The sequence below is a fragment of the Luteibacter jiangsuensis genome, from assembly GCF_011742555.1.
GTDB classification, from domain to species: domain Bacteria; phylum Pseudomonadota; class Gammaproteobacteria; order Xanthomonadales; family Rhodanobacteraceae; genus Luteibacter; species Luteibacter jiangsuensis.
On record NZ_JAAQQR010000004.1, the window covers coordinates 402,054 to 413,336 of the forward strand.

Below are 11,283 nucleotides of genomic sequence, written 5' to 3' on the forward strand. Positions count from 1 at the left end.
TAACATGCTTGCAAAGCGTGGTCAATAATTTATGCTTCAGGCTAACTCGTTAGGAATAGATATTCCTGACGACCGTCGCGACACCACCCGGGGAGGGACGAGTGATCCAGTCGGTTTGGCCTTATCTGGCCGTGATGCTGCTTGCGGCGGGGTTCTGGCCGGCGATCGAACGACGCTACGGCTGGAAGGTCTTCGACATCCTTCCGCCCATCGTCCTCACCTACCTCATGGTTACGGCGCTTTCGGTGGCTGGGCTGTGGACGGCCACGCCGGAGATTCACGAGGCGCAGCAGACGCTGGTCGCGCGGATGGTGCCCGCCCTGCTCTTCCTGTTGATGATCAATTGCGACCTGCGCGCGATCCTGGCGCTTGGGCCGCGCGTGCTGGGGGTGTTCGTCTGCACCTCGATCAGCCTGTTCACGGCCTTCGTCCTCACCTTCCTTCTCTACCGTCACTGGATGCCCGGTAACGAATGGATGCCGCTCGCATCACTGTCGGGCAGCTGGATGGGCGGCACGGCGAACATGATCGCCGTGAAACAGGCCATTGGCATGTCGGACACGTCGTTGGCGACGACACTGCTCACCGATGCCCTCTGCTATTCCATGTGGGTGGTGGTGCTGTTCGCGGTCGCGCGGCTCGCCCCTGCCTTCAACCGGTGGACCCGGGCCACGTCAAGTGCCGACATGAGCGTGGCCGAGACCGCTCCCCGTGCGCCCGCCACGGGCGACAGCGTGCTGTTGTGGCTCGGCCTCGCGGTACTGGTGTCGACGATGTCGGCACTCGCCGGTGCCCATCTGCCTACCGGCAGCATGGTGTCGGGCACGACTTGGACCATCCTGATCGCCACGGTGGCCGGCCTCGTCGCGGCGCATACACAGCTCGCCCGCCTGCCCGGCGCGCAGTCCGTGTCGAGCGCCCTGTTGATCTCCGTGGTGGCGGTGCTCGCTTCGCAGAGCAGCTTTGCCGGCATCGCCGCCGCGCCCGTCTATCTCCTCGCGGGGGTCACCGTCATCGCGTTGCACGCGGCATTGCTCTGTATCGCGGCGCGCATCTTCCACTTCGATCTCTATCTGTGTGGCATTTCCTCGCTCGCGCACATCGGCGGCGTGGCCGCCACGCCGGTGCTGGCCGCTACCTATTCGAGGTCGCTGGTGCCGGTGGGCATCCTGCTCGCCCTGCTCGGTTATATCCTCGGGACCGGATTCGGTCTCGTCGTCGCCGCGGTGCTTTCGGCGTTGGCCTCCTGACAAGGAACTCGCTATGAAAATGCTTCGCCCCGCCCTGCTCGCAACGCTGCTCGCGCTCTCGCTCGGCGGCGCGCCGGTCGCGGCAGCCGACATGCTCGTGCCGCCCTCCGGCGTCATGGGCGTCACCGATGCGCAGCTCACGCCCGATTTCTGGGTGGCTCGCCTTGCTGACGCCGACAAGCCGCTGCTCGATCGCGCCGCCATCGCGGCACTGAACGAACGTGTCGCCCGGCTCGATCCATCGATGCACGATATCCGCCACCTTCCGGCCGCGTTGCCGCGTGACCAGGTGAAGGCCTGGATCGAGAAACTGACCAGCAGACCGAGCAAGCCGTTGTTCGACGTGAAGGGCGCACCGGTGGCCGCCGCCGCCATCGACAGCGTGCTGGCCAACGCGGCGATCGATACGATCCCGGCGCAGGTCGAGCCACGCTACGGCATGGCGGTCCGGCGCACCGCGCTGCGTGGCTACCCCACCGATCTGCGCGTGTTCCGTGACGCCGACGACAAAGACATCGACCGCTTCCAGGAAAGCACGCTCTTCCCGGGCGATCCGCTGGTGTCCGTGCACACCAGCAAGGACGGCAACTGGGTATTCGTGGTGAGCCCGCGCTATGCCGCCTGGGTGAACGCCGCCGACGTGGCCTATGGCGACGCCGCCGCGGTATTCGCCCACGCCGATGCAACGCCCTATCGCGTGATCACCGGCGCCAAGCCGCTCACCGTGTACACGCCCGAGGCACCCGCTGTTTCCGAGTTGCAACTGGACATGGGCACTCGCGTACCGCTGGATACATCGCTGCCCGCCGACCAGCCCGTGAACGGCCAGAGCCCGTATGCCTCCTGGGTGCTCAGCCTGCCGGTACGCGACGCCAGGGGCGCCTTGTCGTTCCATCCGGCCCTGCTCCAGCGAAACCAGGATTCCTCGCCGGACTACCTTCCGCTCACGCGTGCCAACATCGTACGCCAGGCGTTCAAGTTCCTCGGCGAGCGTTACGGTTGGGGACACGCCTACAACGGCCGCGACTGCAGCGGTTTCGTATCGGACGTATATCGCAGCATGGGCGTGCAGATGCCGCGCAACACGCGCGACCAGAGCATCAGCCCCGGCCTCACGCACACGCTCTACACCGACAAGGACGGCCACGACGCACGACTGAAGGCGGCGATGGCGCTGGAAGTGGGCGACCTCGTCTACATTCCCGGCCACGTGATGATGGTCATCGGCAAGATCGACGGCCAGCCCTACGTCATCCACGACGTGGGCGGCATGAGCTACCGCCAGGCCGACGGCAGCCTCCGGCACGTGAAGCTCAACGAAGTGTCGGTCACGCCGCTCCTGCCGATGATGTCGAGCCATGACAAGACATTCGTCGACATCATGACCAGCATCGTCCGCATCCGCTGATTACCTTGCCCAACGAGGCTCCATGAAAATCACCGATATCCGCTTCGGCATGCTGCGCGTACCGCTGAAGACCCCGTTCAAGACGGCGCTGCGCACCGTGGACAAGGTCGAAGACATCGTGGTGATGGTTCACACCGACGATGGGCGCGTGGGTTACGGCGAGGCCCCGGCCACGGCGGTCATCACCGGCGACACCCATGGTTCCATCGTGGATGCCATCCGCCACTACATCGCGCCGCGCCTCATCGGCCAGGACATCGCCGATCTGAACCGCATCACCAAGCTGGTGCAAGGGGCCATGGAGAAGAACACGAGCGCCAAGGCGGCGGTGGAAATCGCGATCTACGACCTCTGGGGCCAGCTTTACGATGCACCGCTGTACAAGCTGCTCGGTGGCGGCGACCCGGTCATCACCACCGACATCACCATCAGCGTGGATTACATCGACAAGATGGTGGCCGATTCGGTGGCGGCGGTGGAACGCGGTTTCGAGTCGCTCAAGATCAAGGTGGGCAAGGACATCGGCGTGGACATCGAGCGTGTGCGCGCCATCTACGCCGCAGTGGAAGACCGCGCCCTGCTTCGCCTGGACGCCAACCAGGGCTGGACGGCGAAGGAAGCCGTCTATGCGCTGCATGCGCTGGAAGACGCGGGCGTCCGCCTGGAACTGGTGGAACAGCCGGTGAAGGCGCGCGATCTGGAAGGCATGCGCTACGTCACCGAGCGCGTGCACACGCCGATCATGGCGGACGAAAGCGTGTTCGGCCCGGCCGAGGTGATGGATCTCATCCGCATGCGCGCCGCCGACATCATCAATATCAAGCTGATGAAAACCGGCGGCATCTCCAATGCCATCCGCATCGCCGACATCGCCGGGCTGTACGGCGTGGAATGCATGATCGGCTGCATGCTCGAATCCAGTATCAGCGTGGCTGCCGCGGTGCACGTGGCGGTGGCCAAATCCGACGTGATCACCAAGGTGGACCTGGATGGCCCTTCGCTCTGTGCTTACGACCCGGTGGACGGCGGCGTGAACTTCAACGAATCCGAGATTTCCATCAGCGAGGCCCCGGGCCTCGGCATCCGCGAAATCCGCGGTCTCGAACCTCTTTGAAGGAGCCGCCATGTCGCCGCTGGTGAAGATCCGTTCCGAGCGCGACCGCATGTCGGCGGTGGAGCGGCGCATCGCCGATTTCATCCTCGAGAATGCCCAGTTGCTCCGCGACTATTCCTCGCAGCAACTGGCGAGCGCGCTGGGCATCAGCCAGTCCAGCGTCGTGAAGTTCACGCAGAAGCTAGGGTTCCGCGGCTATCCCGACCTCAAGTACTCCGTGGGCGAGGCCATCGGCCGCACTGAGGAAACGGGCGACGGCACCCCGGCGCGTGAGGAACGCGAGGGTGGCGACGCGCTGGGTGCCACGCTCTGGCAGCGCAAGTCCCGGGCGGAAGAAGCCACACGCCTCATCAACGATCCCGCCACCCTGCGCGAACTGGTCGCGGCGCTGGACGCGGCGGGCAAGGTGTTCCTCATCGGCGTCGGCGAAGACGAACTGCACGCCCGCGGATTCGCGGCACGCCTGTCGCTGCTCGGCATCGTCGCCATCCGTCACGTGGACGTCGGGCGCATGGCCGCACAGGTGGCCATGTCCGCGCCGGGCGACCTGCTCATCGTATTCTCCGAGCACGGCAAGCATCCGGCGCTCGTGAAGCTGGCCCGCTATTTCCGTGAGCATCGCGGCCGTGTGGCCACGGTGACGCGGCACACGTCCAACCCGCTGCGTGCGCTGTCCGACGTCTCGCTGGCCGTGGCCGCGCACGACGACGCATCCTATGTGCAATCCCTGATCTACCAGTCCACCGTGCAGCAGTTGCTCGACACCGTGTTCGTGCATCTGTGCGAGGGAGACGAAGCCCGTCATGCCCGCCTGGTGGAGAACCTCGATCGTATCCACCAGATGTTAGGGGCAACCTGAATCCTTGCCGGAGCGCACCATGCCATTGCCTAGTCGCCTTCCCCGTGTCCTCGGACTGCTGGCATTCGTCGCCACCATGCCATCGGGGGCATTCGAAACGCCCGCGGCCTGGTCCGTGTCGCGGCAGATGATCGTGGTGACCACGGACGGATGGAACGCGGACCACGGTACCTTGCGCACGTACGTGCGCGAGGGCACTCACTGGAAACAGGAAGGCTCTGCCGCCGACGTGACGATCGGCAAACGCGGCAGCGCGTGGGGCATAGGCCTCAATCCTCCCGAACAGGACGGTCCCGTGAAGAAGGAAGGCGACGGCCGCAGCCCGGCGGGCGTGTTCCGAGTGGGGCCCGCGTTCGGCTACGCGGAAAGCAACCCCACCGCCATGCCTTATCGCGGCCTCACGGCAACGGATTACTGCGTGGATGTGGATCGTTCCCCCTACTACAACCGCATCGTGGACGCGGACAAGGTGGGCAGGAATGCGGTGGCCGGCGCCACCGAAGCGATGCGTCGCGATCTCCATTTCGACGGCGACCGGGCCTACCGCATCGGCTTCGTCATCGAACACAACCCCGAGGGGCGCAAGGGCGCGGGCAGCTGCATCTTCGCCCATCTGTGGAAGTCGCCCACCTCGCCCACCGTGGGCTGCACCGCCATGACCGACGGCACCATGGAGCGCCTGCTCGCATGGCTGGACCCGAGCAAGAAACCCGTCTTCGTGCTGCTTCCCAAGACCGAATACGCGCGCCTGCGCGAAGCCTGGAACCTGCCGGCCCCATGACCGCCACCCAACGCATCCTCCTCGGCCTGGCACTCGGTGCCGCCGCCGGTATCGCCCTGGCCCACTGGGCGCCCGACGCCGCCGTGCGCGTGGCCGACGTGGTGCAACCGCTCGGCAAGCTCTGGCTGGGCGCATTGCAGATGACCGTGGTACCCCTCGTGCTTTCGCTCGTGGTCGTCGGCGCGAACACCGCGACCGATGCGGCGGCGTCCGGACGCATCGCCCGCCGCGCCATCGTGGTCTTCCTCCTGTTGCTCGCGCTCGGTGCCGCCGTGGCAGCCTTGGCCGCACCGGAACTCTTCATGCTGTTCCCGCGCAGCGAGTCGCTGCGCACGGCCCTCGGCACGGCTACCGGTCATCTGGCCACCACCGCGCCCATCGGGTGGAGCGACTGGCTCGCCGGTATCGTTCCGACCAACGCGATCATGGCTGCGGCACAAAGCGCCATGCTGCCGCTGGTGGTGTTCGCGATGTTCCTCGGCTTCGCGCTCACTCGCATCGCTCCGGAGCGGCGCGCGCTCGCCGTCGAACTCTTCGGCGCCATCGCCGACGCCATGATCGTCGTCGTGCGCTGGGTGCTTCTGCTCGCCCCGTTCGGCGTCTTCGCCCTCATCTTTTCCGTGTGCGCACGCGCAGGATTGCAGATGCTCGGCGCGCTTGGCGCCTATGTATTGGTGGAGTGCATCGTGTACCTCATGGTCACCGTGCTGATGCTTGTGGTGGCGCGCCTCTGGGGCGGCGAACCCTTCGTGCGCTTCGCCACCGCGATCGCGCCGGCGCAAGTTGTCGCGGCGAGCACACAGTCCTCGCTCGCATCGCTGCCGGCGATGATCGAGAGCGCGGACAGGCGGCTGGGCTACCCCACCGCGGTCACCTCGCTGGTGCTGCCGATGGCCGTATCCCTGTTCCGGCTGACCAGCCCGGTGCAGTACATCGTGTCGTCGTGCTTCATCGCATGGGCGCTCGGCATCGACCTCGGCCCGGCGCAGCTTGCCGCGGGTGCCGCGCTGGCGGTGGTGATCAGCCTCGGATCGGTGGGCCTGCCGGGCCAGGTGACATTCATCGCGACCAACGTGCCCGTGGCGCAGGCGATGGGGCTGCCTGTCGGGCCGCTGGGTCTGATGCTGGCGGTGGACACGCTTCCCGACACCCTCGCCACGCTGGGCAACGTCACCGCCGACCTCGCCGCCACCAGCGTGGTCGCGGCCCAATCGTCCAGGGACAAGGCATGAGCATGAAGCAACTGGATGTCATCGTGGTCGGCGGCGGTATCGCCGGTGCATCGGTGGCGTGGTTCCTTGCGCCGCATGCGCGCGTGGCCGTGCTGGAACGGGAGTCGTTCGCGGGCTTCCATACCACCGGCCGCTCCGCGGCTCATTTCAGCGAGAGCTATGGCTCCCCGCAGGTGCGCGCCCTCAGCCGCGCCACGCGCCCTTTCCTGGAACGGCCGCCGGCGGGTTTCGCCACCCATCCGATCCTGCAGCCACGCGGCGCCCTGGTCATCGGCGGTGCCGGTCAGGCCGAACGCGTGAAAGCGGAATACGAAGCGGTGCGGCAGCACACGCCGTCGCTTTCCCTCCTGAGCGGTTCGGCCGTTCGCGACCGCGTGCCCGTCCTTCGTCCGGAAGCGGCGGAGATCGCGTTCTTCGAGCCGGACTCCGCCGACATCGACGTGAACGAACTGCACCAGGGTTTCCTGCGCGGCGCGAAGGCCAACGGCGTGACGCTGCATGTCGACACCGACGTGCAGTCGATCCGCCGCGAAGGCGACCATTGGATACTGAACGAGGCATGGCGCGCACCCGTGTTGGTGAATGCTGCCGGTGCCTGGGCGGATGTCCTCGCAGTACTGGCCTGCGTGAAACCCATCGGCCTGGAGCCGAGGCGACGTTCGGCGTTCACCTTTGCGGCACCGAAAGGCGTTGCCGTCGACGCATGGCCATTCGTCGTGGATATCGACGAAACCTTCTACTTCAAACCGGACGCCGGCCTGCTGCTGGGCTCGGCAGCCAATGCCGACCCGACGCATCCGCACGACGTGCAACCGGAGGAATACGACATCGCGCTCGGCATCCATCGCATCGAGGAAGCCACGACGATGACGATCCACCGCCCGGCACGTACATGGGCGGGCCTGCGCAGCTTCGTCGCCGACGGCGACCTCGTGGGCGGCTTCGCGCCCGATGCCGAAGGTTTCTTCTGGTTGGCGGCGCAGGGCGGCTATGGCATCCAGACCAGCGCGGCGATGGCCGAAGCCTGCGCAGCGCTAATCCTGGGACGGCCGATGCCCTGGCATCTGGTGGACCAGGGCATCACACCGGAGTTGCTTGGCCCGGCACGACTCCGCCAATGAACCTGTGGGAGCCGCTTCAGCGGCGATCCCGCGGCAGCGGGCCAGTGTGCAGCAAGCACCCATCGCCGCTGAAGCGGCTCCCACACAAAGCGATCGCCTGTCGTCAGAAATCGTACGAAACGCTCAAGCGCCCATACCTCGGCTCCTGCCGTGCCGTGATCACGCCATACGCCGGCTCGGGCAGCCCCGGACCCGCTTCGGAATATGGATACTTCTGCAATGCGCGCCGCTCGTTGAGCAGGTTGAACACATTCGCGTTGAAGGCCAGCTTCCCGTCGCCGAACGACGGCCGCCAGGTCACGCCGAGGTCGATCTGGCGTATCCACGGCAGGCGGCCCTGTTCGCCCGGCGGCGACGGCAGGCCGTTGCAATAGTGGTAATTGCCCGAATAGCCCGCCGGGTCGGAGCGATCCGGTCCGTAATAGCCCAGGCAATGCCGCGGCGTACCCGACACCAGGCTGACATTCGCGGATGCCAACCATTCCGGCGCGATCTGCCAGTAACCGAACACCTTGAGCTGGTGCGTGTGATCGTTGCTCTGCGGACCGTTGGTGTGCTCCATGATTTCCGCGTTATCCCAGTCCTCGCTGGTGGATGCGGCCGTCTGGTTGAGATCGGAGCGTAGCTGGCCTTCCGTATTGCCGTAGCTCCGCGAAAAGACATAGGTGGCACGCGCGTACCAGGTGCCGTCGAACGGATGCTCCAGCAGCAGCTCGAGGCTGTAATACTTGCGCTTCAGCCCCTGGAAACCCAGCTCCTTGTTGCTCACCGGCACTTCCACGTGATTACCCGCGGTGTCCAGCAGCGTGAAGGTATTCGCCTGCCCCGGGTTGAACAGGTAGCAGCTGTTCACCTGGTTGGTGTCGATATCCAGGCCGAGGGCCTGCCCCTGCGCGACGATGCGATCGATGTCGCAATAGTCGTCGATGGCGTTGCGCAGCTTCCGGTACGTCAGCTTGGCGCCGTAAACCCAGTCGCTGCCGAAGGTCTTCGTGAAGCCAAGGATGTACTCGTCCTGGTTTTCCGCCTTCATGCCCTTGGCGGCCACGGTCTTCGGGTCCGGAAGCTGGCCGAAGTAATTGTTCGACGACACGGGCACACCGGGCGCGATCGCCGTCAGCCCGGTCGGCTGACCATCGGCAGCGATACCGGTGTACGTGAAGTATTGCGACGTGGATAACGCCCCGCCCGCCGCATTGAGCGCGGGATTGAGTGGCAAGCCCAGGTAATACCGGCCGGCGTTGCCATACACCTTGAAGGTGGAGTCGCCATTCACGTCCCAGCTGAAGCCGAGGCGCGGCGCCCACTGCGGCGACGTCTGCTTGATGTACACCTCGCTGTCGGCGTTGTAGTTGGTGAACTGGTCGTTGCGCAGGCCCAGCGTGACGAGCCAGCGGTCCGTGATCTGCCACGCGTCTTCGATGTACTGCGCGCGCTGGCTCGAACGCACCGTGGCAAGGCTCGACGACACCCCGCGTATCACGTAGTAGCCCTGCTCGCCACCGGGATAGTTCCCCGGCGCATCCACGCCCAACCCCGTGGAAATGGGAAGATTGGGTGCGCCCTGCCCGTAGGTCCAGATATAGCCGGGACCGGAACTGGACGTGCCCTGATCGCGCGCACGCGCCTGCTGGTTGTCGATGCCCGCGGTGATCGTGTGGTCGCCCAGGGTGTAGTGAATGTCGAATCGCGTGTTCGTCGTTTCGTTGCCGCGGTTCGGATTCGCCAACGACAAGACCGTCTGCCCGTTGTCGCGCGCTACACCGCCGGTGTAGGCGGGATTCTGGAAATCCTGCCCAGCGATATACACAGCATCGGGGTTGTATCCCGAAGGCACCACATAGTTCGTCGTGCGCATCTTTCCGTACTGCGCGCTGATGGTGAGATTGTCGGTCAGGTAACCCGTGTATTTCGCCGTGTAGACGTCGCCACCGAACTTCTCGTTATTGGCGCCGGACAGGCGCTCTCCGCGCTGGCGGTTGGCGTAGTCGTAATCGTAGACGGTACCCGAGCGCTCGGACTTGTCGGATGCACCGGTCACTTCCAGGATGTTGGCGTCGTCGATGTTCCAGTCCAGCTTCGCGTACCAGCGTGGCAGCTGATAACGGTACGAGCGGTCGGGCGACTGCGGCAAGGTCACGTTGCTTATCGTGTCGCCCGTTTGCCTTTCCACCTCGGCCGCCGCGAAGAGGAACAGCTTGTCCTTGATCAGGGGACCGCCGGCATAGAGGCTCGCCGTGGTGGAGGTGACGGTATTGGCGCTGTTGGGAGCATAGAGACGCCCTGCCTTCGGCTGCGGAGGAAGGCCGTTCGTGTAATAGCTGTCCTTCTCGTGCGCGCGCAGACCGTTCGGCTCCCAGATCAGCTGTGCTCCGCCGTGCCACTCGTTCGTTCCGCGCTTACCCACCACGTTGATGACGCCACCGTCGGAGCGACCGTACTGCGCGCTGTAGCCGCCGGTGTACACCTCCTGCTGCTCGATGGCGCCGTAAGGCAGCGAGATGCCACCGAACCCGCGCAGCGGATCGGTCGTGTTGAAGCCGTTGACGTAATAGGCATTCTCGCTTGCGGCGGAACCGCCGAACGACACCAGGGAGTTTCCGGTGGCACCGGTATAGCTTCCGCTGTTGTTGACGGCGCCCGGCGCCAACAACGCAATGGCCTCGGAATTCCGCGCCAAGGGGAGCCTGGCAAGCTGCTGCGACGTGACCACGGTACGCGAATCCACCGTGGACACATCGATGGCGGGCAAGGCATTCGCCGACACTTTCACGCCGCCCAGGTCCTGCACGCCCTGCTCCGCGAACGACACCTCCACACCGGCGCCGACGCGCAGGGCCACGTTCTCGCGGCTCTGCACGGGCGCGCCGGCATGGATCACCGACACCGTATACGTACCCAGGGGCAGCTGTGCCACGGAGTAACGACCGCGCGCGTCGATCGGTACCTCGCGCGTGAGACCCGTGTCGTTCACCACACGAACGACATCACCCTCGCTCGCCTGCACCTGCCCATAGATGGAACCCGTGGTGGATTGCGCCAGCACGGCCCCTGAAAACGCGGAGAACACCGCGACGGCCAGCAGCGACCGTTGCAACGAAAACATGCTCATGAAAACCCTTGATCGTGGAGTTAGGCAAGCCGTAACCGCATCGCCTTCCCCTTGCGAGGGCGATGGATCGATCGCAGCGGCTTGCCGGTGCACGGACGCGAACGCCCGTTACGCCTGCGAGGCGTTGATGGATCGGAACGAAATCAGGAAGGCGCGCCGTGCCCGGCGCAGCCGAACAGCGCTAGCGCCGCTGGATCAGCGGCAACAACAACATCGCACCGCGGCGAGACGCACGCGCATGGGATGGAAAGCAACGAGTTCAGGGTGACGCATGACGACCCCTCGTTTTTTGCTGCGGTGCGCAACCGTAACACGGTTCGATATGGCCGTGTCAAGCATTTGGACGTCTAGATGGCCCGCGGCTCGAACTGGGATAGAAGTGCGAATGCCGCAGCCATATCCCGCG

At 65.4% G+C, this 11,283-nt stretch carries 8 protein-coding genes; 7 read left to right on the forward strand and 1 reads right to left on the reverse strand.

The genetic code is table 11. From position 1 onward, the window contains the following. Positions 1 to 101 precede the first annotated feature (101 nt). The 7 genes from HBF26_RS11720 to HBF26_RS11750 are packed head-to-tail and all read left to right on the forward strand — an operon-like array spanning position 102 to position 7,765. Positions 102 to 1,250, forward strand: a complete 1,149-nt coding sequence (locus tag HBF26_RS11720; protein ID WP_167126310.1) for a DUF819 family protein — start codon at positions 102 to 104, stop codon at positions 1,248 to 1,250. Between the two features lie 19 nt (positions 1,251 to 1,269). Continuing rightward, entirely contained in the window at positions 1,270 to 2,658 is a 1,389-nt protein-coding gene (locus tag HBF26_RS11725) for a C40 family peptidase (protein WP_167126572.1), read from the forward strand. A gap of 22 nt (positions 2,659 to 2,680) precedes the next feature. Further along, entirely contained in the window at positions 2,681 to 3,772 is a 1,092-nt protein-coding gene (locus tag HBF26_RS11730; RefSeq protein ID WP_167126313.1) for a dipeptide epimerase, read from the forward strand. 10 nt (positions 3,773 to 3,782) lie between these two features. Further along, on the forward strand, positions 3,783 to 4,631 hold the full coding sequence (locus HBF26_RS11735; protein ID WP_167126316.1) for a MurR/RpiR family transcriptional regulator: 849 nt from the start codon (positions 3,783 to 3,785) through the stop codon (positions 4,629 to 4,631). A gap of 19 nt (positions 4,632 to 4,650) precedes the next feature. Then, positions 4,651 to 5,412, forward strand: coding sequence for a L,D-transpeptidase family protein (locus HBF26_RS11740; protein ID WP_167126319.1), 762 nt, complete (start codon positions 4,651 to 4,653; stop codon positions 5,410 to 5,412). Further along, a complete protein-coding gene (locus HBF26_RS11745; RefSeq protein ID WP_167126321.1) occupies positions 5,409 to 6,644 on the forward strand; it encodes a dicarboxylate/amino acid:cation symporter in 1,236 nt (411 codons plus the stop codon). Before HBF26_RS11740 ends, HBF26_RS11745 begins: the two co-directional genes overlap by 4 nt. Beyond that, positions 6,641 to 7,765, forward strand: coding sequence for an NAD(P)/FAD-dependent oxidoreductase (locus HBF26_RS11750; protein ID WP_167126324.1), 1,125 nt, complete (start codon positions 6,641 to 6,643; stop codon positions 7,763 to 7,765). Before HBF26_RS11745 ends, HBF26_RS11750 begins: the two co-directional genes overlap by 4 nt. Positions 7,766 to 7,868: 103 nt before the next feature. Here the strand turns inward: HBF26_RS11750 and HBF26_RS11755 are convergent, their stop codons facing one another. Further along, the gene (locus tag HBF26_RS11755) at positions 7,869 to 10,877 is read right to left on the reverse strand and encodes a TonB-dependent receptor (protein WP_167126327.1); all 3,009 of its coding nucleotides are present in this window, start codon (positions 10,875 to 10,877) and stop codon (positions 7,869 to 7,871) included. Positions 10,878 to 11,283: the final 406 nt, after the last annotated feature.

Coding starts and splice junctions, on each gene's coding strand:
- HBF26_RS11725 (WP_167126572.1), top strand. CDS start 1,270: ATGCTTCGCCCCGCCCTGCTCGCAACGCTGCTCGCGCTCTCGCTCGGC.
- HBF26_RS11730 (WP_167126313.1), top strand. CDS start 2,681: ATGAAAATCACCGATATCCGCTTCGGCATGCTGCGCGTACCGCTGAAG.
- HBF26_RS11735 (WP_167126316.1), top strand. CDS start 3,783: ATGTCGCCGCTGGTGAAGATCCGTTCCGAGCGCGACCGCATGTCGGCG.
- HBF26_RS11740 (WP_167126319.1), top strand. CDS start 4,651: ATGCCATTGCCTAGTCGCCTTCCCCGTGTCCTCGGACTGCTGGCATTC.
- HBF26_RS11745 (WP_167126321.1), top strand. CDS start 5,409: ATGACCGCCACCCAACGCATCCTCCTCGGCCTGGCACTCGGTGCCGCC.
- HBF26_RS11750 (WP_167126324.1), top strand. CDS start 6,641: ATGAGCATGAAGCAACTGGATGTCATCGTGGTCGGCGGCGGTATCGCC.
- HBF26_RS11755 (WP_167126327.1), bottom strand. CDS start 10,877: ATGAGCATGTTTTCGTTGCAACGGTCGCTGCTGGCCGTCGCGGTGTTC.